Annotated in this window: 26 protein-coding genes, 1 other RNA gene and 1 pseudogene; 18 read left to right on the top strand and 10 right to left on the bottom strand. The window is 62.3% G+C overall.

All coding sequences use genetic code 11. The features are described 5' to 3' along the window. The first annotated feature begins 86 nt into the window (after positions 1-86). From JET17_RS25770 to JET17_RS25750, 5 genes are read left to right on the top strand one after another with little or no spacing between them, the layout of a single operon-like run. Positions 87-539, top strand: a complete 453-nt coding sequence (locus tag JET17_RS25770; protein WP_012316805.1) for a MarR family winged helix-turn-helix transcriptional regulator — start codon at positions 87-89, stop codon at positions 537-539. Next, positions 536-2,623 carry an FUSC family protein gene (locus JET17_RS25765; RefSeq protein WP_012316804.1) on the top strand — a complete coding sequence of 696 codons (2,088 nt, stop codon included), beginning with the start codon at positions 536-538 and terminating at the stop codon, positions 2,621-2,623. The genes JET17_RS25770 and JET17_RS25765 overlap by 4 nt, the downstream gene beginning before the upstream one ends. Next, on the top strand, positions 2,620-2,832 hold the full coding sequence (locus JET17_RS25760; protein WP_008096887.1) for a DUF1656 domain-containing protein: 213 nt from the start codon (positions 2,620-2,622) through the stop codon (positions 2,830-2,832). The genes JET17_RS25765 and JET17_RS25760 overlap by 4 nt, the downstream gene beginning before the upstream one ends. After that, the gene (locus JET17_RS25755; RefSeq protein ID WP_012316803.1) at positions 2,829-3,704 is read left to right on the top strand and encodes an HlyD family secretion protein; all 876 of its coding nucleotides are present in this window, start codon (positions 2,829-2,831) and stop codon (positions 3,702-3,704) included. The genes JET17_RS25760 and JET17_RS25755 overlap by 4 nt, the downstream gene beginning before the upstream one ends. Next, complete coding sequence (locus JET17_RS25750) at positions 3,701-5,119, top strand: efflux transporter outer membrane subunit (RefSeq protein WP_012316802.1); 1,419 nt, start codon at positions 3,701-3,703, stop codon at positions 5,117-5,119. The genes JET17_RS25755 and JET17_RS25750 overlap by 4 nt, the downstream gene beginning before the upstream one ends. 47 nt (positions 5,120-5,166) lie before the next feature. Here JET17_RS25750 and JET17_RS25745 read toward each other — a convergent pair whose 3' ends face one another. Next, complete coding sequence (locus tag JET17_RS25745) at positions 5,167-5,622, bottom strand: REP-associated tyrosine transposase (protein WP_012316801.1); 456 nt, start codon at positions 5,620-5,622, stop codon at positions 5,167-5,169. Positions 5,623-6,146: 524 nt separating this feature from the next. On the opposite strand from JET17_RS25745, the gene JET17_RS25740 reads away from it, so the two are divergent. The 3 genes from JET17_RS25740 to JET17_RS25730 all read left to right on the top strand — a co-directional run bounded on the left by JET17_RS25740 (position 6,147) and on the right by JET17_RS25730 (position 7,279). Next, entirely contained in the window at positions 6,147-6,410 is a 264-nt protein-coding gene (locus JET17_RS25740; protein WP_012316800.1) for a hypothetical protein, read from the top strand. Next, entirely contained in the window at positions 6,407-6,655 is a 249-nt protein-coding gene (locus JET17_RS25735) for a DUF3077 domain-containing protein (protein WP_012316799.1), read from the top strand. The genes JET17_RS25740 and JET17_RS25735 overlap by 4 nt, the downstream gene beginning before the upstream one ends. A 171-nt stretch (positions 6,656-6,826) precedes the next feature. Then, the gene (locus tag JET17_RS25730) at positions 6,827-7,279 is read left to right on the top strand and encodes a YaiI/YqxD family protein (RefSeq protein WP_012316798.1); all 453 of its coding nucleotides are present in this window, start codon (positions 6,827-6,829) and stop codon (positions 7,277-7,279) included. Here JET17_RS25730 and elbB read toward each other — a convergent pair whose 3' ends face one another. Next, positions 7,280-7,945 (bottom strand): isoprenoid biosynthesis glyoxalase ElbB, encoded by a 666-nt coding sequence (gene elbB / locus JET17_RS25725; RefSeq protein ID WP_012316797.1) that lies wholly within the window; start codon positions 7,943-7,945, stop codon positions 7,280-7,282. A gap of 113 nt (positions 7,946-8,058) precedes the next feature. Between elbB and JET17_RS27440 the strand changes: the two are divergent. Beyond that, positions 8,059-8,685 (top strand): annotated as a pseudogene (locus JET17_RS27440) (sterol desaturase family protein); the annotation flags it as partial. Between the two features lie 501 nt (positions 8,686-9,186). Here JET17_RS27440 and JET17_RS25715 read toward each other — a convergent pair. Further along, positions 9,187-9,831 carry a DedA family protein gene (locus JET17_RS25715; protein ID WP_012316795.1) on the bottom strand — a complete coding sequence of 215 codons (645 nt, stop codon included), beginning with the start codon at positions 9,829-9,831 and terminating at the stop codon, positions 9,187-9,189. Between the two features lie 275 nt (positions 9,832-10,106). Between JET17_RS25715 and ppk1 the strand changes: the two genes are divergently transcribed. After that, positions 10,107-12,287, top strand: coding sequence for a polyphosphate kinase 1 (ppk1, locus tag JET17_RS25710; RefSeq protein ID WP_376778896.1), 2,181 nt, complete (start codon positions 10,107-10,109; stop codon positions 12,285-12,287). Here the strand turns inward: ppk1 and ppx are convergent. Beyond that, on the bottom strand, positions 12,274-13,776 hold the full coding sequence (ppx, locus tag JET17_RS25705) for an exopolyphosphatase (protein WP_012316793.1): 1,503 nt from the start codon (positions 13,774-13,776) through the stop codon (positions 12,274-12,276). The genes ppk1 and ppx overlap by 14 nt on opposite strands. A 243-nt stretch (positions 13,777-14,019) precedes the next feature. Between ppx and trxA the strand changes: the two genes are divergently transcribed. From trxA to JET17_RS25680, 5 genes are all read left to right on the top strand, one after another. After that, positions 14,020-14,349 carry a thioredoxin TrxA gene (gene trxA / locus JET17_RS25700; RefSeq protein WP_012316792.1) on the top strand — a complete coding sequence of 110 codons (330 nt, stop codon included), beginning with the start codon at positions 14,020-14,022 and terminating at the stop codon, positions 14,347-14,349. A gap of 228 nt (positions 14,350-14,577) precedes the next feature. After that, positions 14,578-15,837 carry a transcription termination factor Rho gene (gene rho, locus JET17_RS25695; protein ID WP_003253661.1) on the top strand — a complete coding sequence of 420 codons (1,260 nt, stop codon included), beginning with the start codon at positions 14,578-14,580 and terminating at the stop codon, positions 15,835-15,837. 204 nt (positions 15,838-16,041) lie between these two features. After that, positions 16,042-17,508, top strand: coding sequence for a 4-hydroxy-3-polyprenylbenzoate decarboxylase (gene ubiD, locus JET17_RS25690; RefSeq protein ID WP_012316791.1), 1,467 nt, complete (start codon positions 16,042-16,044; stop codon positions 17,506-17,508). Continuing rightward, on the top strand, positions 17,508-18,476 hold the full coding sequence (locus JET17_RS25685) for a CDP-6-deoxy-delta-3,4-glucoseen reductase (RefSeq protein WP_012316790.1): 969 nt from the start codon (positions 17,508-17,510) through the stop codon (positions 18,474-18,476). The genes ubiD and JET17_RS25685 overlap by 1 nt, the downstream gene beginning before the upstream one ends. Positions 18,477-18,721: 245 nt before the next feature. Beyond that, positions 18,722-19,372 carry a gamma-glutamylcyclotransferase gene (locus JET17_RS25680; RefSeq protein ID WP_012316789.1) on the top strand — a complete coding sequence of 217 codons (651 nt, stop codon included), beginning with the start codon at positions 18,722-18,724 and terminating at the stop codon, positions 19,370-19,372. Between the two features lie 70 nt (positions 19,373-19,442). Here the strand turns inward: JET17_RS25680 and JET17_RS25675 are convergent, their stop codons facing one another. Next, complete coding sequence (locus JET17_RS25675) at positions 19,443-20,420, bottom strand: NADPH:quinone oxidoreductase family protein (protein ID WP_012316788.1); 978 nt, start codon at positions 20,418-20,420, stop codon at positions 19,443-19,445. A gap of 156 nt (positions 20,421-20,576) precedes the next feature. On the opposite strand from JET17_RS25675, the gene JET17_RS25670 reads away from it, so the two are divergent. Continuing rightward, positions 20,577-20,981 carry a flagellar basal body-associated protein FliL gene (locus JET17_RS25670; protein WP_012316787.1) on the top strand — a complete coding sequence of 135 codons (405 nt, stop codon included), beginning with the start codon at positions 20,577-20,579 and terminating at the stop codon, positions 20,979-20,981. Between the two features lie 33 nt (positions 20,982-21,014). On the opposite strand, the gene JET17_RS25665 is transcribed toward JET17_RS25670, so the two are convergent. Then, entirely contained in the window at positions 21,015-21,467 is a 453-nt protein-coding gene (locus tag JET17_RS25665) for an EVE domain-containing protein (protein ID WP_012316786.1), read from the bottom strand. Positions 21,468-21,645: 178 nt separating this feature from the next. Between JET17_RS25665 and JET17_RS25660 the strand changes: the two genes are divergently transcribed. Then, positions 21,646-21,795 carry a hypothetical protein gene (locus JET17_RS25660; RefSeq protein WP_012316785.1) on the top strand — a complete coding sequence of 50 codons (150 nt, stop codon included), beginning with the start codon at positions 21,646-21,648 and terminating at the stop codon, positions 21,793-21,795. Between the two features lie 19 nt (positions 21,796-21,814). Here the strand turns inward: JET17_RS25660 and JET17_RS25655 are convergent, their stop codons facing one another. From JET17_RS25655 to JET17_RS25640, 4 genes are all read right to left on the bottom strand, one after another. Beyond that, positions 21,815-22,423, bottom strand: coding sequence for a 5-formyltetrahydrofolate cyclo-ligase (locus JET17_RS25655; protein WP_012316784.1), 609 nt, complete (start codon positions 22,421-22,423; stop codon positions 21,815-21,817). Between the two features lie 69 nt (positions 22,424-22,492). Further along, positions 22,493-22,672: non-coding RNA, 6S RNA (gene ssrS, locus JET17_RS25650), on the bottom strand. Positions 22,673-22,689: 17 nt separating this feature from the next. Next, positions 22,690-23,010: a cell division protein ZapA gene (locus tag JET17_RS25645; RefSeq protein ID WP_012316783.1), complete on the bottom strand. Its 321-nt coding sequence runs from the start codon at positions 23,008-23,010 to the stop codon at positions 22,690-22,692. Further along, entirely contained in the window at positions 23,007-23,189 is a 183-nt protein-coding gene (locus tag JET17_RS25640) for a TIGR02449 family protein (RefSeq protein ID WP_042112137.1), read from the bottom strand. Before JET17_RS25640 ends, JET17_RS25645 begins: the two co-directional genes overlap by 4 nt. A gap of 182 nt (positions 23,190-23,371) precedes the next feature. Between JET17_RS25640 and JET17_RS25635 the strand changes: the two genes are divergently transcribed. Further along, a complete protein-coding gene (locus tag JET17_RS25635) occupies positions 23,372-23,926 on the top strand; it encodes a YecA family protein (protein ID WP_012316781.1) in 555 nt (184 codons plus the stop codon). The last annotated feature ends 15 nt before the right edge of the window (positions 23,927-23,941 follow it).

Here is a 23,941-nt window from a genome sequence, read left to right as displayed (position 1 = left end):
ACTCCCCGTCGCCCCTGGTTGACGACAGGGGGAGGGCCAGGCGTATATTGATAGTTAGCAAACTATGAATATCCTTGGTTCTTTACATGACGCTTGACTCACTGCGCCTGCAAGTCAGCACCGGCATGGTCGTTGCCGCCCGCCATTGGCGGCGCATTTGCCATACGGCCCTGACCAGTTACGGCATTTCCGAAGCCTGCGCCGCGCCCTTGTTGATGATCGTGCGCTTGGGCGATGGCGTGCACCAGGTAGCCGTGGCTCAGGCCGCTGGCCTGGAAAGCCCGTCGCTTGTGCGCCTGCTTGACCAGCTGTGCAGGGCCGGGCTGGTATGCCGTAGCGAGGATCCGCTGGACCGCCGCGCCAAGGCTCTGAGCCTGACAGCCGAGGGCCGTGCCTTGGCCGAAGCCATCGAAGCCGAACTGGTGCGCGTCCGCCACGAAGTGCTGCAGGGCATCGATGAGGCCGACCTGCATGCCGCCTTGCGCGTGCTCCGCGCCTTCGAGGCAGCAGGCCTTGGAAGCACTGGCGGGGTGGCATGAACGGTTTCTTCAGTTCGGTACCGCCGGCCCGCGACTGGTTCTATGGTGTGCGTACCTTTGCCGCGTCGATGATCGCGCTGTACATCGCACTGCTCATGCAGCTGCCGCGCCCCTACTGGGCGATGGCAACCGTCTACATCGTTTCCAGCCCATTCGTTGGGCCTACCAGCTCCAAGGCCCTGTATCGCGCCCTTGGCACGCTGCTCGGCGCTGGCGGGGCAATCTTCCTGGTGCCGCCGCTGGTGCAGTCGCCTTTGCTGCTGACCGTCGCGATCGCCCTGTGGACCGGCACATTGCTGTACCTCTCGCTGAACCTGCGCACCGCGAACAACTACGTGCTGATGCTGGCCGGCTATACGCTGCCAATGATCGCCTTGGCGGTGGTCGACAACCCGTTGGCAGTGTTCGACGTTGCTTCTTCACGTGCCCAGGAGATCTGCCTGGGGATTGTCTGCGCAGCCGTGGTCGGCGCGATTTTCTGGCCACGACGCCTGGCGCCCGTGGTGGTTGGCGCGACCGGAAGCTGGTTCAGTGAAGCGATCCGCTACAGCGATACCTACCTCGCCCGTGATGTTGCTGCGGACAAAGTGGGTGGCATGCGTGGTGCCATGGTTGCCACCTTCAACTCGCTGGAGTTGATGATTGGCCAGCTCGGCCACGAGGGTGCAGGCCCGCATACCTTGAAGAACGCCCGCGAGCTGCGCGGGCGAATGATCCATCTGCTGCCGGTGATCGACGCCCTTGACGACGCCCTGGTGGCGCTCGAAGGCCGCGCCCCGGCGCAGTTCGCCCAGCTGCAACCAGTGCTCGCCGCCGCCCGCGAATGGCTCGAGGGTACAGCACAAAGCGCCTCGGTAGCACGCTGGACTGCCCTGCACGAACAGATCGACCGCCTGCAGCCCGGCGCCGCCGCGCTCGACCAGCGCGCCGAATTGTTGCTGTCCAATGCGCTTTACCGGCTGACCGAATGGGCCGACCTGTGGCAGGACTGCTGTACCTTGCAGCACGCCTTGCGCACGGATGACGCCAAGCCCTGGCGTGCGGTCTACCGCCACTGGCGCCTGGGCCGCCTGACGCCGTTCTTCGACCGTGGCTTGATGCTCTATTCGGTGGTTTCCACCGTGCTGGCAATCATCGTCGCCTGCGGCCTGTGGATCGGCCTGGGCTGGAACGACGGCGCCAGCGCAGTGATCCTCGCCGCCGTGTCGTGCAGCTTCTTCGCCGCCATGGACGACCCGGCACCGCAGATCTACCGGTTCTTTTTCTGGACCCTGATGTCGGTCATCTTCTCCAGCCTGTACCTGTTCCTGGTGCTGCCCAACCTGCACGATTTCCCGATGCTGGTGCTGGCCTTCGCGGTGCCGTTCATCTGCGTCGGCACCCTGACCGTGCAGCCACGCTTCTACTTGGGCACCTTGCTGACCATCGTCAACACCTCGACCTTCATTAGTATCCAGGGCGCCTACGACGCCGATTTCTTCACCTTCCTCAACTCCAACCTGGCAGGCCCTGCAGGGCTTCTGTTCGCATTCATCTGGACCCTGGTGATGCGCCCGTTCGGTGTGGAACTGGCCGCCAAACGCATGACCCGCTTCGCCTGGCGGGACATCGTCGAGATGACTGCACCGGCGACCCTGGCCGAACGTCGCCAACTCGGCGTGCAGATGCTCGACCGCCTGATGCAGCACCTGCCGCGCCTGTCGCAGACCGGCCAGGACAGTGGCGCAGCCCTGCGCGATCTGCGCGTGGGCCTGAACCTGCTCGACCTGCTGGCCTATCTGCCGCGTGCAGGCACCCAGGCCCGCGAGCGCCTGCAAACGGTGATCGAGGAAGTGGGCGGCCACTACGCTGCCTGCTTGCGCGCCGGTCAGCGCCTGCATGCCCCTGCGGCGCTGCTGCGCAACATGGAGCGGGCTCGCCTGGCGCTGAACCTGGATGAACTGTACGAGCGCGGCGATGCCCGCACGCACCTGCTGCATGCCCTGAGCGGCCTGCGCCTGGCATTGCTGCCGGGTGTCGAGGTGATGCTCGAGCCTGCCGAACAACCGCAACTGCCCCCCGGGCTCGACGGAGCGCCCCTGTGATCGGTGAACTGGATATCAGCGGGGTGTTCCTGCCCACGCTGCTGGTGATGATGGTCTGCACCTACCTGCTGTTTCTCGGGGTGCACGCGGTGCTGGTGCGCCTGCACTTCTACCGCCTGGTCTGGCACCGGGCGTTGTTCAACGTTGCTTTGTATGCCGTGCTGCTTGGCGCGGTGGACCATTTTTGCCGAAGCCTGATGCTGCCATGAAAAAACCTTTGCTGACCCTGGGCCGTGTGGTCCTGACCTTGCTGGTAGTGACCTTCGCCGCCGTGCTCGTGTGGCAGATGGTGGTGTACTACATGTTCGCCCCCTGGACCCGCGACGGCCACATCCGCGCCGACGTGATCCAGATCGCCCCGGATGTTTCCGGGTTGATCCAGAAGGTCGAAGTGCGTGACAACCAGACCGTCAAGCGCGGCGACGTGCTGTTCACCATCGACCAGGACCGCTTCACCCTGGCGCTGCGCCAGGCCAAGGCGACCCTTGGCGAACGCCAGGAAACCCTGGCCCAGGCCTCTCGCGAAGCGCAGCGCAACCGCAAACTGGGCAACCTGGTGGCGGCCGAGCAACTGGAAGAAAGCCAGTCCCGCGAGGCCCGTGCCCGATCGGCGGTGAGCGAGGCCCAAGTGGCGGTCGACACCGCCCAGCTGAACCTGGACCGTTCGGTGGTGCGCAGCCCGGTGGACGGCTACCTCAACGACCGCGCGCCGCGTAACCACGAATTCGTCACGGCTGGCCGCCCCGTGCTTTCGGTCGTCGACAGTGCTTCGTATCACGTCGACGGCTACTTTGAAGAGACCAAATTGGGCGGCATCCATATTGGCGATGCCGTGGACATCCGCGTAATGGGCGACAACACTCGCCTGCGTGGCCATGTGCAGAGCTTTGCCGCCGGTATCGAGGACCGCGACCGCAGCAGCGGCAGCAATCTGCTGCCCAACGTCAACCCGGCGTTCAGCTGGGTGCGCCTGGCCCAGCGGATCCCGGTGCGCATCGCTTTCGATGAAGTGCCGCAAGACTTCCGCATGATCGCCGGGCGTACCGCCACGGTGTCGATCATCGAGGGCCCGCGCCCATGAAACAGCTGATCCTGGCTGGCTTTTGCCTGTCTCTTGGTGCCTGCATGATGGTAGGCCCGGACTACGAAGTGCCCAAGGACGCGGCAGTGCAGCGCAGCGACCTCAATGGGCCGCTGCGCCAGGATGCCGCCAGCGTCGTGTCGGCGCCGGTACCCGAGGACTGGTGGCAGCTGTATCAGGATCAACGCCTGAATGAGCTGGTGCGCCAGGCGTTGAGTGCCAACACCGAACTGCGCGTGGCTGCGGCCAACATTGCCAAGGCCCGTGCGCAGGTCGAGGTAGCCCAGTCCCAGGGTGGATTCAATGGTGGCATCAAAGCCGGAGCCCAGCGGTTGCAGGAGTCTGGCGAGGCTTTTCTGCTGACCGAGAAGGTGCCAGTGGCCAACATCGGCGAGGCGATCATCAGCGCTTCCTACCAGTTTGACCTGTGGGGTACCTTCAAGCGCGGCACCGAAGCGGCCAAGGCCAATGCCGACGCTGTGCAGGCCGCTGCCGATACCGCCCGCATCACGTTGGTGGCCGATGTGGTCAAGGCCTACACCCAGGTGTGTTCGGCCAACGAGGAATACCACATCGCCCGCGAGTCGCTCGGCTTGCAGCAGCAGAGCGTGCAGCTCAACCAGCGCCTGCGTGATGCTGGCCGGGGTGACGAAACCCAGGTCACTCGCTCGCAGACCCAGTTCAAATCGCTGCGCGCAGAGTTGCCGCGCTTCAAGGCCGAGCGGGAAACCGGCCTGTATACGTTGGCTGCGCTGCTGGCCAAGCCTGTGGGGCAACTGCCTGCCGGCACTGCCGAGTGTGCCGAGCTGCCACAGCTGAACCAGCTGTTGCCGGTCGGTGATGGCGCCGCGCTGCTCAAGCGCCGCCCTGACGTGCGCCAGGCCGAACGTCAGTTGGCGGCGTCTACAGCGAATATCGGCGTGGCCACGGGCGCCCTGTATCCCGACATCAGCATCGGCGCCCAGGTCGGTACCATCGGTATTCTCGAGAACCTGGGGGATCCTGCGACCAACCGCTGGGGCTTCGGCCCGCAGATCAGCTGGAGCATCCCCACTAACGGTACCCGTGCCCGCATCCGCATGGCTGAGGCTTCGACCCAGGCGGCGCTGGCGCATTTCGACGGCGTGGTGCTCAACGCCATTCGCGAAACCCAGACCCGCCTGGCCCAGTACAGCGCCTTGCTCGACCGGCGTGATGCGCTGGCCGAGGCGGAGAAATCGGCGAAAGAAGCGGCGGACCAGACGCACCGCTATTACCAGGCGGGGCGTGAGTCATTCCTGGCGGACTTGCAGGCGACGCGGACCTACACGGACATGCGCGCGCAGCTGGCGGCGGCCAATAGCCAGGTGGCGATGGGGCAGATCGGTGTGTTCCTGGCGTTGGGCGGTGGTTGGAAGGATACCGCCAAGCCTTGAGGCTACATCGCCGGCAAGCCGGCTTGCCGGCGATGGGGCCATGGCAGTCAAACCCAGATCGCATCCCAATGCGGATAATCTCCCACCCGCTCAACCAGACCTGCGCGCTTAGGGTTCAAGACGATGTACCGCGCCACAGCCTGCACGTCCTCTTCTCGCCGCAACGCCCGGTCATGAAACCCCTTCTGCCAAAGCCTCCCATATCGCCCCAGATGGCGGTTGATGGCACAGGTGCTGTGCGACTTCACCCGCCGCATCAACGTTTTCAGGCTCACCGGCCCCAGCTCGATCAACCATTGGAAATGATCAGGCATTACCACCCAGGCTAAAGACCGCGCCGCACCTTCTGCCTCGGCCTGGCGTAGCTGGCTGACCAACAAGCGGGCCGAGTGAAATCCACCCAGTACAGGGGCCCTGTGCAATGTGGTGCTGGTGACAAGGTACAACCGCTTCCTTTCGGAGAACCGGCCAAGCCTTAGCTGATTTGAATGGGGACGATCCATGTTCCCTGCCTCCTATGGTTTGCCTATGAGGCTAGTAGCGACGGTTTTATCAGGTTGGACGCAATTGGTACCTGCTGTTTCCGCGGGGCGGCCAATCGCCAGCAAGCCGGCTGCCACTGGGTTTGCGCTGAGCTTGAGAGCAGCGGGGTAATTGTGGGAGTCGGCTTGCCGGCGATCGATGGCGAAGCCCTCGCAGCAGTCGCAAAGCCGTAAGACATTTCCGAACCTGAAACCAAATGCTTCAGTTCTTTCACTCTGGCGACTTATCCTACGACGCCTATCGGAAGGTGCCGTCTTGGCTGGCAAGCGCTCCGGGAATAATGTCCTCGGGTCGCTTCACAAGGCGATCGGGCGTGAGACACCCGGTTCACATTCGGTAGCGCCGCTCCATGGCGGTCGTGCGCGGGCAGGCTTCGGTCTGGCCGGGGTTACCGTATGTCCCGGGTCTCACCCCGTGCACGACTGCCACCCAAATCCGTGAGACGAGGAGGAAGGCAGGTCAGCCCAACATACGGAGATCCGCCATGAAAAAGCTCGTCCCAGACCCACCTCCATCCGCCCTGCTTCTACTTGATCCCCCCGCCATCTCGCTCCCGGAACCGCCCAACACCCAAGAGTGCAACGCACTCATCTGCGCTTTGACCCTGACCATAAAACAGACCTCCAGCGTGCTGCTCGACAGCCCGCAAGGCCCTGTGCGTGACGCCATGGGCATGAACATCCGCCTGCTGTGCCGGATGATCAACGCGCTGAACGAGCACGCCGGTGCGCAAGGAGCATCCCAATGAGCGAGGGCCTCAACCAAGCATCAACGGCAGGCGTAGAAACCTTCGACCTGTTCAGCCTCAGGCCTGATGTCCCGTTCGATCATGCGTTCTCGCAGCTTTCTGTACTGCTCGGCTGCATCCGCCACCTCACCACCGAAGCAGAAATGGAAAACGACCGCATCGCTGGCAGCGCGGCGCGGATTCTCAGCGAGATGGCCAAGGCATTGATCGATGATCTGGAGCGGGGGATGAACAAGGCTCACTGAGGCCTTGCAGGCCATGGCAGGCAGCGAGCGGCGTTACTGCTGCTTGCCCTGCGCACTCCACGTGGCCATTGAAATAGATGTGCCATTGCATGTTTCTTTCGCCGGGACGAGTAACATGGCCGTAGTCGCGAAAGGAGAGCAAAGCCCTCCCTGCTTCAAGAGGAAAATACAATGCGCATATGGATCGACGCCGATGCTTGCCCCAAGGCAGCCAAGGACCTGATCGTCAAATTCGCCCTCAAGCGCAAGCTCGAGGTGGTAATGGTGGCCGGGCAGGCCGTGGCCAAACCGGCCTTCGCCGTTGTGCGGCTGATCGTGGTACCCAGCGGCATGGATGCCGCCGATGATTACCTGGTCGAGCACGCCGTGCCCGGTGAGCTGGTCATCTGCAGCGACGTGCCGCTGGCCGACCGCCTGATCAAGAAGGGGGTAGCGGCGCTGGACCCACGTGGCCGTGAATTCGACGAGCGCAACATGGGCGACCGGCTGGCAGTGCGCAACCTGTTTACCGAGTTGCGCGAGCAGGGCCAGGCCGGCGGAGGGCAGGGGCCTTATGGCGAACGCGAAAAGCAGGCGTTCGCCAATGCGCTGGACCGTATTCTGGCTCGCTTGGCCAAGGGCTGATCAGTCAGCCTCGTGGGTCATTTCCAGCACGCGATCCACCAGCTTGTAAATGCCGCCAGCCGCCTCGCTGATCGACTTGGCCACCATGTACGCCGGCGTGGTCACCAGCTTGCGCTGGGTGTCCTCAACGATGTCATGCACATCGCACTCTTCATGGGTGCCACCCATCTTGGTCACCGCAGCAGCAGTATCGGCATCGTTCCCGATGGTGCAAACCACGCCAGGGCCATAGATCTTGGCCGCCAGTGCCGGTGAAATGCACATCAGGCCAACCGGCTTGCAAGCTTCGGCAAAGGCCTCGGCCAAGGCCAGTACCTGCGGGTTGACCGTGCACTCGCTACCTTCGATGGCAAAGTCGGACAGGTTCTTCGCTGCCCCGAAACCACCCGGCACGATCAGCGCGTCGAAGTCCTCGGCCCTGGCCTCGCTGATGTCCTTGACCTCGCCGCGGGCGATGCGCGCCGATTCCACCAGTACATTGCGCGACTCAGGCATCTGCTCACCGGTGAGGTGGTTGATCACATGCATCTGCGCGATGTTCGGCGCGAAGCACTGCACCTGTGCGCCGCGCTGGTCGAGGCGCAGCAGGGTGATCACGCTTTCATGGATTTCGGCGCCATCGTAGACGCCACAGCCGGAAAGAATCACCGCTACTTTTTTCGTCATGCTCATTACTCCAGTGTCGAGGCGCTAAATGTCCTCTAGTTTGGCAGATGTGGCCATAGGGGTTGCCATGGGTGCATCCTAATCTGTGTGGATACCCTTCGAGGCAGCTGTCCATGGACCTGATTCTGCTGGCCGTACCGTTCTTTTTCGTGCTGATCGCGGTTGAACTGGTCGCCGACCGTGTGCGCGGCCAGCGTAATTTCACGGTGGCCGATTCGATCAACAGCCTGAGCACCGGCGTGCTGTCCACCAGTACCGGGTTGCTGACCAAGGGGGTAGGGCTGGTGACCTATGCACTGGCGTGGGAACATTTGGCGCTGCTGCACCTGCCGGACCACGCCGTCTGGGTCTGGTTGCTGGCGTTCGTGCTGTACGACTTCTGCTATTACTGGCTGCACCGCTTGGGGCATGAGCGCAATGTGCTGTGGGCAGCCCATTCGGTGCATCACCAGAGCGAGGAGTACAACCTCACCACCGCGTTGCGCCAGACCAGTAGCGGCTTCCTCTTTTCGTGGATGTTCTACCTGCCGCTGGCGCTGATCGGCGTGTCGCCATGGGTGTTCATTACAGTGGCGTCGCTCAACCTGCTGTACCAGTTCTGGGTGCACACCCGGCACATTCCCAAGTTGGGCTGGCTCGAATGGATACTGATTACACCGTCCAACCATCGCGTCCACCATGCGCAAAATCCTGTTTACTTGGATCGCAACTACGGCGGTGTGTTCATTCTTTGGGACCGTCTGTTTGGCACCTTCAAGGAAGAAGACCCGGCCGAGCCCGTGGTGTTTGGCGTAACCACGCCGCTGGCCAGCTGGAACCCGTTGTGGGCCAACCTGCAGTTCTATGCCCAGCTCTGGGACGATGCCCGCCGCACCGATAGCCTGTGGGACAAACTGCGTATCTGGTTCATGCCCACTGGCTGGCGGCCGGCGGATGTGGCCGCGCGTTATCCACAGGCCAAGCAGAACCTGGCGCTGTTCCGTAAGTTCGAGGTTGCCCTGGGGCGGGCGCAGCAGGTTTATGTGGTGCTGCAGTTCGCCGTTTACGTGGCATTGGGCAGCTACCTGATGGGTGTCGCAGAGCAGGTGCCGACGGCGGCCCTGGTGCTGGGCTGGTCGGTGATGGCGCTGGGGTTGTTTGCCTTGGGCGCGGCCCTGGAAAATCGGCCGTGGGCAGGGCGCCTGGAGCTGGCGCGCCTGTTGTTGAATGTGCCTGCGCTGTATCTGGCTGGCGCTCTGGGCTTAGGGGTTGTCACGCCCTTGGTCTGGGCCCTGCTCGCGCTTTACAGCCTGCTCAGCCTCGGCGGCCTGGGCCTGTGCCGCGGCCTTGCGCTCGGCGCGCAAGGTGCGAAAACGCCGCCGCAGCCACAGCAGGGCGCCGAGCAGCAGCAGGCCACCGAGCACCCATAGCTCGTACTTCTTCACGTTGCCCAGCATGCCTTCGAGAATGGCGCCGAAGTGGTACGCGGCTGCGCCCAGGGCCAAGGCCCAGACGGCTGCGCCGATGCCGTTGAGCAGCAGATAACGGCGGGGTGGGTAGCCGGACAGGCCGATAGCCACGGGCATGACCGTGCGCAGGCCATAGACGAAGCGGAAGCTCAGTACCCAGATGTCGGGGTGGCGGCGGATATGTTCCAGCGCCCGGTCGCCCATGGCCTGCCAGCGCGGCTTGCGCGCCAGGATCTTGCGCCCGTGGCGGCGGCCCATGAAGTACCACAGCTGGTCGCCGGCATAGCTGCCGAAGAATGCCACGATCACCACCAGGCTGATGTCCATGTACCCGCGGAACGCAAGGAATCCTGCAAGCACCAGGATGGTCTCGCCTTCAAAGAAGGTGCCTAGAAAAAGGGCAAAATAGCCGAAATCCTGCAGGAATTGTTGAAGCATTTTCTGAGGTGCTGGCGAAATGAACGCGCAGCCTACCCCTTCACGCGCGTTCGTGAAAGTGTCCAGATGTGTCTCGACGTGAACAATTCGTACAAGGACAATGGCTTCAGCCACAAGTCGCGGGCTTGCCTATAGATGTAACACAGACGTCATAATGGCCGCTTATCGTCCCGCTCAATTGATGATAGGGCGTTAACGTCCTCCAGGAACGCCAGATGAATAATGAAGTGCTAACCCCTGTCGCGATCAAGGACGCTCAGGCGGTCCCCGAAGAGATGGTGCAGACCCCGCCGGATCTGCCAGAGGCCCCGGAGCCTGCAGTAGAGGCCGCACCCCCCGCGCCCGTGCATGCTGCCCCCGCGCCGGCCATCGCCATCCCGAGCCTGGACGACAGCAGCCTGTACATTCATCGCGAGCTGTCGCAGCTGCAGTTCAACATCCGCGTGCTGGAGCAGGCGCTGGATGAGTCCTACCCGCTGCTCGAGCGCCTGAAGTTCCTGCTGATCTTCTCCAGCAACCTCGATGAGTTCTTCGAGATCCGCGTGGCGGGCCTGAAGAAGCAGATCAACTTTGCTCGTGAACAGGCCGGTGCCGACGGCCTGCAGCCGCATCAGGCGCTGGCGCGCATCAGCGAGCTGGTGCACACCGAAGTTGATCGCCAGTACGCGATCCTCAATGATGTGTTGCTGCCGGAACTGGAAAAGCACGCGATCCGCTTCATCCGCCGCCGTTACTGGACGCCCAAGCTCAAGACCTGGGTGCGCCGCTACTTCCGTGACGAGATTGCGCCGATCATCACCCCGATCGGCCTTGACCCGACGCACCCGTTCCCGTTGCTGGTGAACAAGAGCCTTAACTTCATCGTAGAACTCGAAGGGGTCGATGCCTTCGGTCGTGATTCGGGCCTGGCGATCATCCCGGCACCGCGTCTGCTGCCGCGGGTCATCCGTGTACCGGAAGAGGTCGGTGGCCCTGGGGACAACTACGTGTTCCTGTCCTCGATGATCCACGCCCATGCCGACGACCTGTTCCAGGGCATGAAGGTCAAGGGGTGCTATCAGTTCCGCCTGACCCGTAACGCCGACCTGGCGCTGGATTCGGAAGAAGTCGACGACCTGGCGCGCGCCCTGCGCGGTGAGCTGTTCTCGCGCCGATACGGTGATGCCGTGCGCCTGGAAGTGGCCGACACCTGCCCCAAGCACCTGTCCGACTACCTGCTCAAGCAATTCAGCCTGAGCGAGAGCGAGTTGTACCAGGTCAACGGCCCGGTCAACCTGACCCGCCTGTTCAGCATCACCGGCCTGGACAGCCACCCGGAGCTGCAGTACACACCGTTCACCCCGGCGATCCCCAAGCTGTTGGTCAATGCCGACAACATCTTCAGTGTCATCAGCAAGCAGGACATCCTGCTGATGCACCCGTTCGAGTCCTTCACACCCGTGGTCGACCTGCTGCGCCAGGCAGCCAAGGACCCGCACGTGCTCGCCGTTCGTCAGACGCTGTACCGCTCCGGCGCCAACTCGGAAATTGTCGATGCGCTGGTGGATGCCGCACGAAACGGCAAGGAGGTCACCGCGGTGATCGAGTTGCGTGCGCGCTTTGACGAAGAGTCCAACCTGCAGATGGCCAGCCGCCTGCAGGCCGCCGGCGCCGTGGTGATCTACGGCGTGGTGGGCTTCAAGACCCATGCCAAGATGATGCTGATCCTGCGCCGCGAGCAGGGTGAGATCGTCCGCTACGCCCACCTGGGCACCGGTAACTACCACGCCGGTAATGCTCGCCTGTACACCGACTACAGCCTGCTGACCTCCGACGATGCCCTCACCGAGGACGTCGGCAAGCTGTTCAGCCAGTTGATCGGCATGGGCAAGACCTTGCGCATGAAAAAACTGCTGCACGCGCCGTTCACCCTGAAAAAGGGCATGCTCGACATGATTGCCCGGGAAACCCAGTTCGCCCTCGAAGGCAAACCTGCGCACATCATCGCCAAGTTCAACTCGCTGACCGATGCCAAGGTTATCAAGGCCCTGTACAAGGCCAGCCAGTCGGGCGTGAAGATCGACCTGGTGGTGCGTGGCATGTGCTGCTTGCGCCCAGGCATCCCGGGGGTTTCGCACAATATTCAGGTGCGCTCGATCATCGGCCGCTTCCTGGAGCATACCCGGGTTTTCTACTTCCTCAACGGCGGCGAAGAGCAGATCTACCTGTCCAGCGCCGACTGGATGGAGCGTAACCTCGACAAGCGTGTCGAGACCTGCTTCCCGGTGGAAGGCAAGAAGCTGTTGCTGCGGGTGAAGAAGGAGCTGGAAGGCTACCTGACCGACAACACCCATGCCTGGACGCTGCAGCCCGACGGGCGCTATGTGCGCAGCAGCCCGACGGGCAACCAGAACCCGCGCAGTGCCCAGGCGACCCTGCTGGAGCGCCTGAGCAACCCGGTACTTAACGTACGCTGAGGACGAAGTTGACCCGGGCCAGCCACTCCGCCTCATTGGCGAAGTCGGCCTGGGTCAGCTGATTCTGCTCCAGCCAGCCGGCCGGGAAGGCCACGTCGAGGCTATTGTCTGAGGCCTGCAGTTGCACCTTCGGCATCTGTTGGGTGCCACGGATGTGGTGGAACAGAATGGCGAAGCGCAGCAGTACGCACAGACGCAGCAGTTTCACGCCTTCATCGCCCAGTTCGGCGAACTTGTCCTTGGGGATGTTGCGGCGGTGGCCACGTACCAGCAGCGCCATCATCTGCTGGTCTTCACGCGAGAAGCCCGACAGGTCGGAGTGCTCGATCAGGTAGGCACCATGCTTGTGGTAATGGTAGTGGGCAATGTCCAAGCCAATTTCGTGAATTTTGGCTGCCCAACCCAGTAGATCGCGCCAGTTACCCTCTTCAAGGCCCCATGCCTTGGCCACTTGGTCAAAGGCGTGCAGCGCTTTGCGCTCGACGCGCGCAGCCTGGCCCTGGTCGACGTGGTAGCGTTCCATCAGCGAGTTCAACGTGCGTTCGCGCACGTCTTCGTGGTGGTGGCGGCCAAGCAGGTCGAACAGCACGCCTTCACGCAGCGCGCCATCGCAATGGTCCATGCGTTGCAGTTCCAGCGCGTCGAAGATCGCCTCGAGAATCGCCATGCCGGCCGGGAAGATCGCGCGGCGGTCGGGTTTGACCCCGTCGAAGTCGATCTTGTCGGCCTCGCCCAGCTTGAACAGCTTGCGTTTGACCCACGCCAGCCCCTCGGCGTTGACCTCGCCATTGCCCAGGCCAGCGGCCTTGATGGCGGCGCCGATGGCGCGGATGGTCCCGGAGGAGCCAATCGCTTCATCCCAGGTCAGGCGGTGCAGGGCATTCTCGATGCTCATCAGCTCCAGGCGCGCGGCGGTGTAGGCCTGGGCGTAGCGGGCCGGGGTGATCTTGCCATCGCGGAAATAGCGCTGGGTGAAGCTGACGCAGCCCATCTGCAGGCTTTCACGCAGCAGCGGCTCAAAGCGCTGGCCGATGATGAACTCGGTGCTGCCGCCGCCGATATCGGCGACCAGGCGTTTGCCGGGGGTATCGGCCAGGGTATGGGACACGCCCAAGTAGATCAGGCGCGCTTCTTCGCGGCCGGAGATCACTTCCACGGGGTGGCCGAGGATCGTTTCGGCACGCTGGATGAATTCGTTGCGGTTGCGCGCCTCGCGCAAGGCGTTGGTGCCAACGATACGCACGGCCCCCGCAGGCATGCCGTTTATCAGCTGGGCAAAGCGCTTCAGGCATTCCAGGCCCCGGACCATGGCTTCTTCGCTGAGCATGCGTGCTTCGTCGATGCCAGCGGCGAGCTGAACCTTTTCCCCGAGCCGCTCCAGAATGCGGATTTCGGTATGGTGAGCCTTGGCCACGACCATGTGGAAACTGTTGGAGCCCAGGTCGATGGCGGCAATCAGGGACAGGTTCTTCGCTAAGGTGTGCGGCATGATCTGAGTAGTCTCGGTCGGTAACCCGGCAATCGTGCCACGTTAGCAGGCTGCCGCCAACGCGCGACTCGCCAGGGCTTGATGCAGGGCAATGTGCCAGTCGATGCTATGACACTTCTGTGACAGTTTCGATTCGTGGCGTCTTGCACAACTATAGTGACACTCAATCGTCCGCGACTTCCTGTAGCGCGTGGGTGCGGCTATGATGGGCCACGTTTTTTGCTTACGACCCTGGAGATATCCATGAGCAGCGATCTTATCAAACACGTCACCGACGCCACCTTTGAGGCCGAAGTCCTGCAAGCCCAAGGCCCGGTGCTGGTCGACTACTGGGCTGAATGGTGCGGCCCATGCAAGATGATCGCTCCAGTTCTGGACGACATCGCCACCACCTACGAGGGTAAACTGACCGTCGCCAAGCTGAACATCGACGACAACCAGGAAACCCCGGCCAAGCACGGCGTGCGTGGCATCCCGACGCTGATGCTGTTCAAGAACGGCAACGTCGAGGCCACCAAGGTCGGCGCCCTGTCCAAATCCCAGCTGGCCGCGTTCCTCGACGCCCACCTGTGATGTGAAAAAGCCCCGGAAATTCCGGGGCTTTTCTTTTCCAACCCACTAGACGTCGAAAAAAGCAAGTGTTACATTCGGCCTCGCACTGTTTCTCCAGTGCCCCCTGCACGCCGTCGCCGACGCACTCCTAATTAGAATCTGTGCGCGATCCTATCGCCTTCTAGCGGCGCGGCTTCATTAAGCCAGAAGCTTAATCCTCCCTTCATACATGATTACGTCATTCCCCTTATGAACCTGACTGAACTCAAGCAAAAGCCGATTACCGATCTGCTGGAAATGGCCGAACAGATGGGCATCGAAAACATGGCCCGTTCGCGCAAACAGGACGTGATTTTCGCCCTGCTGAAGAAGCACGCGAAAAGCGGCGAAGAGATCTCAGGTGACGGCGTGCTGGAGATTCTCCAGGATGGTTTCGGTTTCCTGCGTTCGGCTGATGCGTCCTATCTGGCCGGCCCTGACGACATCTACGTCTCGCCCAGCCAGATCCGCCGCTTCAACCTGCGTACCGGCGATACCATCGTCGGCAAGATCCGCCCGCCGAAGGAAGGGGAGCGTTACTTCGCGCTGCTCAAGGTCGACACGATCAACTTCGATCGCCCGGAAAACGCGAAGAACAAGATCCTCTTCGAAAACCTGACGCCGCTGTTCCCGAACAAGCGCCTGAAGATGGAAGCCGGTAACGGTTCCACCGAAGACCTGACCGGCCGCGTCATCGACCTGTGCGCACCGATCGGCAAGGGCCAGCGTGGCCTGATCGTCGCCCCGCCGAAAGCGGGTAAAACGATCATGCTGCAGAACATCGCAGCCAACATCACCCGTAACAACCCCGAGTGCCACCTGATCGTTCTGCTGATCGACGAGCGCCCGGAAGAAGTGACCGAAATGCAGCGCACCGTGCGCGGTGAAGTGGTTGCCTCGACCTTCGACGAGCCGCCAACCCGCCACGTGCAGGTCGCCGAAATGGTCATCGAGAAGGCCAAGCGCCTGGTCGAGCACAAGAAGGACGTGGTCATTCTGCTCGACTCCATCACCCGTCTGGCGCGTGCCTACAACACCGTGATCCCGAGCTCCGGCAAGGTGCTGACCGGTGGTGTCGATGCCCACGCCCTGGAGAAGCCGAAGCGTTTCTTCGGTGCTGCGCGTAACATCGAGGAAGGCGGTTCGCTGACCATCATCGCCACCGCGCTGGTAGAAACCGGCTCGAAGATGGACGAAGTGATCTACGAAGAGTTCAAGGGTACCGGCAACATGGAACTGCCCCTGGACCGTCGCATCGCCGAGAAGCGTGTGTTCCCGGCCATCAACATCAACCGCTCGGGCACCCGCCGTGAAGAGCTGCTCACCGCCGACGACGAACTGCAGCGCATGTGGATCCTGCGCAAGTTGCTGCACCCGATGGACGAGATCGCCGCCATCGAGTTTTTGGTCGACAAGCTCAAGCAGACCAAGACCAACGACGAGTTCTTCCTGTCGATGAAGCGCAAGTAAGCGGTTAGATCGTTCAAGCAATGATTGGGGCTGCTTCGCGCCCCATCTCCGGCAAGCCGGCTCCCACAGGTCCTCTGCGATCCTTCTGGGGGCCGGCTTGCCGGCGATGGGGTCCGAAGCGGCCCCAAGTCATTTTTGGCCATTGAGCACTGAACGGCGCTACACTCTGCACCCCGACCGATACGGCCAACACGAGGCTCATGCATGCAGTATCGCGACTTGCGCGACTTCATCCGTGGCCTGGAACAGCGCGGTGAACTCAAGCGCATCCAGGTTCCGATCTCCCCTGTCCTGGAAATGACCGAGGTGTGTGACCGCACCCTGCGTGCAAAGGGCCCGGCGTTGTTGTTCGAAAAGCCCACGGGCTTCGACATTCCGGTGCTCGGCAACCTGTTCGGCACCCCGGAGCGGGTGGCCATGGGCATGGGCGCCGAGTCGGTCGAGGAGCTGCGCGAGATCGGCAAGCTGCTGGCTTTCCTCAAGGAGCCGGAGCCGCCGAAAGGCCTCAAGGACGCCTGGTCGAAGCTGCCGATCTTCAAGAAGGTCGTGTCGATGGCGCCGAAGGTGGTCAAGGATGCCGTTTGCCAGGAGGTGGTGGTCGAGGGTGATGATGTCGACCTTGGCCAACTGCCGATCCAGCACTGCTGGCCGGGCGACGTGGCGCCGCTGATCACCTGGGGTCTTACCGTGACCCGCGGCCCGAACAAGGACCGCCAGAACCTGGGCATTTATCGCCAGCAGGTCATCGGCCGCAACAAGGTCATCATGCGTTGGTTGAGCCACCGCGGTGGCGCTCTGGATTATCGCGAGTGGTGCGAGAAGAACCCCGGCCAACCGTTCCCGGTCGCCGTTGCTCTGGGCGCCGACCCGGCAACCATCCTCGGCGCTGTCACGCCGGTGCCAGATACTTTGTCCGAGTATGCCTTCGCCGGCCTGCTGCGTGGCAATCGCACCGAGTTGGTCAAATGCCGAGGCAGCAACCTGCAGGTGCCGGCCACCGCCGAGATCATCCTTGAAGGTGTGATCCACCCGGGGGAGATGGCTCCGGAAGGCCCTTATGGTGACCACACCGGCTACTACAACGAAGTGGACAGCTTCCCGGTGTTCACCGTCGAACGCATCACCCACCGGCAAAAACCGATCTACCACAGCACCTATACCGGTCGGCCGCCAGATGAGCCGGCCATCCTCGGCGTGGCGCTCAATGAAGTGTTCGTGCCGATCCTGCAAAAGCAGTTCCCGGAGATCGTCGACTTCTACCTGCCGCCGGAAGGGTGCTCGTACCGCATGGCGGTGGTGACGATGAAGAAGCAGTACCCGGGCCACGCCAAGCGCGTGATGCTGGGTGTGTGGTCGTTCCTGAGACAGTTCATGTACACCAAGTTCGTTATCGTTACCGACGACGACATCAACGCCCGTGACTGGAATGACGTGATCTGGGCCATCACCACGCGCATGGACCCCAAGCGTGATACGGTGATGATCGACAACACGCCGATCGATTACCTGGACTTTGCGTCGCCGGTATCGGGCCTGGGGTCGAAGATGGGCCTGGATGCCACCCACAAGTGGCCGGGCGAGACTACACGCGAATGGGGCCGGGTCATCGTCAAGGACGAGGCCGTCACCCGCCGCATCGATGAGTTGTGGGACCAGTTGGGAATAGATTGATGCAGGTAACGTTGCAGCCGTCCGGGGCGGTGCTGGCGCTCGAACCCGGGGAACGGATCCTGGATGGAGCGCGGCGGCTGGGCTATGACTGCCCGAACAGCTGTCGCAATGGCAATTGCCATGTGTGCGCCGCATTGTTGGTCGAAGGTCGCGTTCGCCAGAACGGTGAGGTGCGCGACCATGGTGAGCTGTTCACGTGCATCGCCGAACCGCTGGAGGATTGCGTGCTGCTCTGGGATGGTGTGCTGGCCCTGGGCGAGCTGCCAGTGCGCAAGCTGGCATGCAGCGTCATTGAATGCCTGGAGGTGGGTGGCGACGTCTGGCGCGTGCGTTTGCGCGCGCCGGCTGGCAAGCCACTGCGCTATCACGCCGGGCAGTATCTGATGATCGAGCGCGAGGGCGGCAAGCCGGCGGCCTTCTCGCTGGCGTCTGCCCCGCACAGTGGGCGCGACCTTGAGCTTCACGTGTTGGTCCGTGAAGACAGCGCCCGTCAGCTGTTGGCGCAGCTGCAGCGTGACCCTATCGCCCGCATCGAAATGCCATTCGGTGACACCCACCTGGCCGAGCTGCCCGATGGACCACTGGTGCTCATCGCTGCGGGGACCGGCATGGGGCAGATGCACAGCCTGGTCGAGCATTGCCGCGCCCAGGGCTTCAAGCACCCGGTGCACCTCTACTGGGGCGTGCGACGCCCTGAAGACTTCTACGCCATCGAGCACTGGGACGAATGGGAGCGTCTGCCCAACCTGTTCCTGCACAAGGTGGTGAGTGACCTGTGTGGCTGGGAAGGCCGCTGCGGCATGTTGCACGAGGCCGTGTGCGAGGACGTGCAAGACCTCAATACGGTTCATGTCTATGCCAGCGGTTCACCAAATATGGTTTATGCCACGCTCGATGCTTTGGTCGAGGCCGGTATGGATGCGCATCGCATGCGTGCGGATGTGTTTGCCTACGCGCCGCGTGGTTAATAACTGAAGTTTCAGCTAGTGGGTATAAGGCGGTAATTCTTACCGCCTTGGCTAATAACTTTCACTATACTTGGAACAATGCTCTCCAACCGTCGGAAGTTCGCGTGAAACTTAGGCTTCAGGGCTTGAGTGTTGGCGCGGTTCTATCCTAAGGTGGTTGCAGGCTCCCAAGGCGCTGGCGCAAGCCCCGCCCTGCAGGGCCTTTCGCTACATCAGTAGTTCACAGGGAATAATGGCGGCAGCTTATGTCGGCACTTGAAAGTTTATCCTGGAAAAGCGCTTATCCTCCGGCACTCGACTTCGGTCAGCAACTGACCCGCGAGCAATTGATCAACTCGATGCATACGACCATGTCGCGCCATGAGGGTGGCCCGGTCTGGTTGTTCGCCTATGGTTCGTTGATATGGCGCCCGGAGTGCAGTTCGGTAGAGCGCCAGCGAGCACGCGTGCATGGCTATCACCGTGGCCTTTACCTGTGGTCGCACGAGCATCGTGGTACGCCGGAAACGCCAGGCCTGGTATTCGGCCTTGACCGCGGCGGTTCGTGCAGCGGTTTTGCCTACCGCCTCGATGAAAGCAACCTCGACGACTCGCTGATGGCCTTGTGGCAAAGAGAGATGCCGTACCCGGCGTACCGGCCGCACTGGCTCAGTTGCCGGCTGGCTGATGGCAGCAAGGTGCAGGCCCTGGGCTTTGTACTTGAGCGACACCTGCCGTGCTACGCCGGCAATTTGCCCGATACGCTGCTTAGCCAGATTCTTGCCAGTGCCAAAGGGCGCTACGGCACGACGCGTGAGTATGTCGAGCAGACGTTGAACGCACTGCGCAGCCACCAGATGCCCGACCGAAACCTCGAAGCGCGGTTCAGGCGCTGCCACAACCTGCGTGAGGTCTGATTGGGCTGTACAGGGCTCTTCGCGGATTTATCTGCGAAGAGCCCTGCAGGGCCACCGTATTTTCCAATGATTATCTGGGCAGCACCACCAACTTACCCACTGCTTTTCTTTGGCCCAACTGCTCGATCGCCGCGCCCGCCTCGGCCAGCGGGTAAGTCTTCGATACCAGCGGCTTCAGCTTGCCCTCTGCATGCCAGGCAAACAGCTGGCTGAAGTTGGCCGCATTGTCCTGCGGCTGACGCTGGGCAAATGCCCCCCAGAATACCCCCAGCACCGCTGCGCCCTTGAGCAGCACCAGGTTCGCCGCCATCTGTGGAATCGTCCCGCTGGCAAAGCCGACCACCAGCAACCGCCCATTCCACGCCAGCCCGCGCACGGCCTGGTCGAACAGTTCACCGCCGACCGGGTCGTAGATCACATCTACCCCCTGGCCGCCGGTCAGGCGCTTGATTTCCTCTTTGAGGCTGGCTTGGCTGTAGTCGATCAGCTCGTCCGCCCCTGCAGCCTTGGCCACGGCCAGTTTCTCTGAGTTGCTGGCGGCTGCGATCACCTTGGCGCCCATGGCTTTGCCGATCTCCACGGCCGCCAGGCCCACGCCACCGGAGGCACCCAGCACCAGCAAGGTTTCCCCTGGCTGCAACTGCCCGCGCTGCTTGAGCGCATGCATCGAGGTGCCATATGTCATGCCAAAGGCAGCAGCGGTGGTGAAGTCCATACTGTCGGGAATGGGCAGCACATTGTAGAACGGCACGGCCACCTGTTCGGCGAACGCCCCCCAGCCGGTGAGGGCCATCACCCTATCCCCGACCTGTAAGGCGCCGGCGCGCTCGCCGACAGCGGCGACGACACCCGCTGCCTCGCCACCGGGAGAGAACGGTAGCGGTGGCTGGAATTGGTATTTGCCTTCGATGATCAGGGTATCTGGGAAGTTGACCCCGGCCGCATGCACCTCGAGCAGAATCTCGTTTTTCTTCGGTACCGGGCTGGCCACCTCTTCCAGAACCAGGTTGCGTGCCGGCCCCAAGGTTTTACACAACACAGCTTTCATCGGGCTATTCCTTTGCGGGTAGTGGCCGATAAGTGTAGGAGGGCGGCCTGTCGGGTCAACGAGCATGGCCCGTCCTGATGGGGCTGCATAAGCCTGGGCTTGGGTTTGGGCCGCATGCTGGGTAAGCTGGCGCCAATTGTTTTGAGGAGCGAATTCGTGAAAGCGTGGATCTTGATGGTGCTGGCCCTGATGCTGCCAGCGGCGGCTCTGGCCGAAGAAGCCAAGGAAGGAGCCCCCAAGGTCTCCTATATCAGCCTGAGCCCGCCCTTTGTCGGCAACTACGCCCTCGACGGTGGCCCCAGGTTGCGCGTATTCAAAGCTGATGTGGCCCTGCGCGTGACTGGCGAAGAGGCAGCCAAGGCCGTCAAGCACCACGAGCCGCTGATTCGCAACCAGCTGGTGGCGCTGTTCACCCAGCAGGGTGTGGATAACTTGAGCAACGTCGACGCCAAGGAAAAACTGCGCCAAGAGGCGCTCAAGCAGGTGCAGCAGGTGATGGAAGCAGAAGAAGGCAAGCCGATTGTCGAAGATCTGCTGTTCAATAACCTGATCGTGCAGTGATCAAGAGGCAGGCTGGCCTCTTCGCGGGGCCGGTCATTTGCTCAGCGCAATGATCGCCGCCCACTGCTCTTCGGTCACCGGCATCACCGACAGCCGAGTGCCTTTGTGCACCAGTGGCAACTCCTCCAACGCGCTTTGTTGCTTGAGCAAGCCCAGCCCCAGCACCTGCCTGAACGTTCTCACGTGGGCCACATCTACCGCGCTCCAGGGGTTCTTCTCGGCAGTGGCTTTGGCGTCGTAGTAGTGGCTCTGAGCGTCCAGCGCAGTTGGGTCCGGGTAGGCTGCTGCGGTGATCCGGGCGATCCCGGCAATACCCGGTTGAGGGCAACTGGAGTGGTAGAAGAAAAACTCATCGCCTACGTTCATGGCGCGCAGAAAGTTGCGTGCCTGATAGTTGCGAACGCCGTCCCAGCGGGCCTCCCCGAGGCGGCCCAGGCCTTCGATCGAAAGCTCATCGGGCTCGGATTTCATCAGCCAGTAGGCCATGGATACTGCTCCTGAAAAGGTTTGAAATAACCTGTTGCACGAAACCGACAGCCGGTTGGCGTCAACGTTTGCGTGTCGACTCAGGTTGTCGGAAAATGCGCCGATTTTAACGCTATATGCTCCGGCGGCACCAAGAAGGTCGCCGAGCCAGAACGTATGCCTAGGGGGGCATTCTTCGATGAATCAACGCAAACCGGACCTGCTCTGGGTCTTGGTCTTCATCTTTGGTCTGGGTGTGGTTACCACTGGTTATGCCCAGGGTATCTGGGAGCGCAAGCTCGATACCGCGTACCAGGTACCGGTCGAAGCCGGTCAGCAGCAGCGCTGATCTCCCCCGCTGACGCCTGTCATTTAGGCGCCAGGTACCAGTCACGGTCCGAGACCGTGCCCTGCAGTGGTACATCCCAACTGGCCTGCGCCAGTCGTTCGACCTTCTGGCATTCATGGGCCAGCCCCAGCAGCAGGGGTTTTTTCCATGTTTTGCGTCGCGCCTGGTAGGCCAGGCTGCGATCATAGAAACCACCGCCCATGCCTAGCCGCCCGCCTGCTTCATCGAAGCCCACCAGTGGCAGCAGAATCAGGTCCAGCGACCAGATCGGGCGCTGGCGCCTGCGGTCAGTCAGTGGCTCTGGAATACGGAAACGGTTGCGCTTGAGCTTTTCACCCTGCTCGAACCGCTGGAACACCATGCGCGTACGCGGCCATGCGTGCAGTACCGGCAGGTAGGTACGTTTGCCGCGGCGTTGCGCCTCGCGCAGTAGCAGCTGCGGGTCGATTTCACCGTCGTTGGGCAGGTACAGGGCAATGTGCCGGGCGCGGCGGAACAGCGGGTGTTGCGCCAGCTGCCGATACAGCCCTAGGGAGGCTTGGCGTTGCTGGGCTGGCGTGAGTGCACGGCGGGCATTGCGAAGCAGGCGACGAAGCTGGGGGCGGGTGAGCGGCGCGGTGTCGGTCATGGCACGGGCGTTCCCAGGTGTCGAAGCTAAAAGCGAGAACTGCCCGCCGAGGGGCGGGCAATCGAAATCAGGCTCCCCGATAAGACCGCTATCGGTGTAGCCCTTGAACCCGAAAGTTCAAGGTGGAGATTGCAGGGGGCGTTAAGGCTTTCCGTCGGGCGGACATGCACACCGGCCCCAGCGTGCAACCCCCGTGGTTGTGCGTATCGGCTCAGGGACATAACCGACTGGCGCATCCCCCAGGGAGTGGCGCCAGTATACCAACCTCAGCCGATTTTGGTATCCGTGTCGTCGGACAAAGCCTTGTCGACGCGATCGAGCAGGTCGCGGACCTGCTCGCGGGTGGCACTGCCAGCGGGGGCGTCGGTGCGGTCTTCCTGGCGGTGGAGCATCTCGTGGGTGATGTTCAATGCGGCCATGACCGCGATCCGGTCGGCACCGATCACCTTGCCGCTGCTGCGGATCTCGCGCATCTTGCCGTCCAGGTAGCGTGCGGCGCTGACCAGGTTGTTGCGTTCTTCCGGCGGGCAGATGATCGAGTATTCCTTGTCCAGGATCTGCACGGTGACGCTATTGCTTGAACTCATGAGTCTTGCTCCAGGGCCTTGAGGCGTAAGATCATCGACTCGACCTTGCGCTTGGCGATCTCGTTCTTTTCGATGAGGTGGGCGCGCTCTTCGCGCCAGGATTTTTCCTGAGCTACTAGGAGTGCATTTTGCCGTTTAAGTTGCTCGACGCGCTCGATCAGCGACTCGAACCGGCTCATCAATGCTTGCAGGTCGTTCTCTTGCGTGGGTTGCACTCGATTCGCTCCGTCATTGAATCACCCGTCGATGATGCCTCTCCCTGAGCGGTGACGGCCAGTGCCGATGGTCTTGGCGCGCCTGCCGGTGCTAGGATACAAGGCCTTCATTCTAGTCAAATGCGCCGTCTGGCGCCTAGCCGCCCATGCCTAATACCCAATCGCCCTACACCGCATTCGCCGCACTGCTCTCGAGCAACGGCCACCCTGTTTCCCCTGCCGAGCTGCACGGCCTGCTGATCGGCCGCAGTTGTGCCGGTGCCGGCTTCGAGGCCGATGCCTGGCTTGCCGACGCTGCCGGGGTGCTGGAAAACGAACCTGAAGACAATGTGCGCGCTGCACTGATCGGCCTGCAAGAGATGGTCAAGGCCGAGCTGACCGGCGAGGACATTGCGATCGTTCTGCTGCTGCCAAGCGACGAAACCCCGCTGACCGAGCGTGCCACGGCGCTGGGCCAGTGGTGTCAGGGTTTCATCGCCGGCTTCGGGCTGAACGCTGGCGGCAAGGACCTGTCCACCGATGCCAAGGAAGTGCTCCAGGACCTGGTTGCCATTTCCCAGGTCCAGGAAGCGCTGGAAGAATCCGAGGACGGCGAAAGCGATTACATGGAAGTCATGGAGTATCTGCGCGTTGCGCCGCTGCTGCTGTACACAGAGCTGGCCGCGCCGGCCGCGCCCGCGCCAAAACCTTCGCTGCACTGATCAACCGGGGGTAGT

This window comes from Pseudomonas putida (assembly GCF_016406145.1).
Lineage (GTDB): Bacteria > Pseudomonadota > Gammaproteobacteria > Pseudomonadales > Pseudomonadaceae > Aquipseudomonas > Aquipseudomonas putida_E.
The sequence above is the reverse complement of the archived record's forward strand: the minus strand, read 5'-3'. Positions and strand labels throughout refer to the sequence as shown.

Coding starts and splice junctions, on each gene's coding strand:
- JET17_RS25770 (WP_012316805.1), top strand. CDS start 87: ATGACGCTTGACTCACTGCGCCTGCAAGTCAGCACCGGCATGGTCGTT.
- JET17_RS25765 (WP_012316804.1), top strand. CDS start 536: ATGAACGGTTTCTTCAGTTCGGTACCGCCGGCCCGCGACTGGTTCTAT.
- JET17_RS25755 (WP_012316803.1), top strand. CDS start 2,829: ATGAAAAAACCTTTGCTGACCCTGGGCCGTGTGGTCCTGACCTTGCTG.
- JET17_RS25750 (WP_012316802.1), top strand. CDS start 3,701: ATGAAACAGCTGATCCTGGCTGGCTTTTGCCTGTCTCTTGGTGCCTGC.
- JET17_RS25745 (WP_012316801.1), bottom strand. CDS start 5,622: ATGGATCGTCCCCATTCAAATCAGCTAAGGCTTGGCCGGTTCTCCGAA.
- JET17_RS25740 (WP_012316800.1), top strand. CDS start 6,147: ATGAAAAAGCTCGTCCCAGACCCACCTCCATCCGCCCTGCTTCTACTT.
- JET17_RS25735 (WP_012316799.1), top strand. CDS start 6,407: ATGAGCGAGGGCCTCAACCAAGCATCAACGGCAGGCGTAGAAACCTTC.
- JET17_RS25730 (WP_012316798.1), top strand. CDS start 6,827: ATGCGCATATGGATCGACGCCGATGCTTGCCCCAAGGCAGCCAAGGAC.
- elbB (WP_012316797.1), bottom strand. CDS start 7,945: ATGACGAAAAAAGTAGCGGTGATTCTTTCCGGCTGTGGCGTCTACGAT.
- JET17_RS25715 (WP_012316795.1), bottom strand. CDS start 9,831: ATGCTTCAACAATTCCTGCAGGATTTCGGCTATTTTGCCCTTTTTCTA.
- ppk1 (WP_376778896.1), top strand. CDS start 10,107: ATGGTGCAGACCCCGCCGGATCTGCCAGAGGCCCCGGAGCCTGCAGTA.
- ppx (WP_012316793.1), bottom strand. CDS start 13,776: ATGCCGCACACCTTAGCGAAGAACCTGTCCCTGATTGCCGCCATCGAC.
- trxA (WP_012316792.1), top strand. CDS start 14,020: ATGAGCAGCGATCTTATCAAACACGTCACCGACGCCACCTTTGAGGCC.
- rho (WP_003253661.1), top strand. CDS start 14,578: ATGAACCTGACTGAACTCAAGCAAAAGCCGATTACCGATCTGCTGGAA.
- ubiD (WP_012316791.1), top strand. CDS start 16,042: ATGCAGTATCGCGACTTGCGCGACTTCATCCGTGGCCTGGAACAGCGC.
- JET17_RS25685 (WP_012316790.1), top strand. CDS start 17,508: ATGCAGGTAACGTTGCAGCCGTCCGGGGCGGTGCTGGCGCTCGAACCC.
- JET17_RS25680 (WP_012316789.1), top strand. CDS start 18,722: ATGTCGGCACTTGAAAGTTTATCCTGGAAAAGCGCTTATCCTCCGGCA.
- JET17_RS25675 (WP_012316788.1), bottom strand. CDS start 20,420: ATGAAAGCTGTGTTGTGTAAAACCTTGGGGCCGGCACGCAACCTGGTT.
- JET17_RS25665 (WP_012316786.1), bottom strand. CDS start 21,467: ATGGCCTACTGGCTGATGAAATCCGAGCCCGATGAGCTTTCGATCGAA.
- JET17_RS25660 (WP_012316785.1), top strand. CDS start 21,646: ATGAATCAACGCAAACCGGACCTGCTCTGGGTCTTGGTCTTCATCTTT.
- JET17_RS25655 (WP_012316784.1), bottom strand. CDS start 22,423: ATGACCGACACCGCGCCGCTCACCCGCCCCCAGCTTCGTCGCCTGCTT.
- JET17_RS25645 (WP_012316783.1), bottom strand. CDS start 23,010: ATGAGTTCAAGCAATAGCGTCACCGTGCAGATCCTGGACAAGGAATAC.
- JET17_RS25640 (WP_042112137.1), bottom strand. CDS start 23,189: ATGAGCCGGTTCGAGTCGCTGATCGAGCGCGTCGAGCAACTTAAACGG.
- JET17_RS25635 (WP_012316781.1), top strand. CDS start 23,372: ATGCCTAATACCCAATCGCCCTACACCGCATTCGCCGCACTGCTCTCG.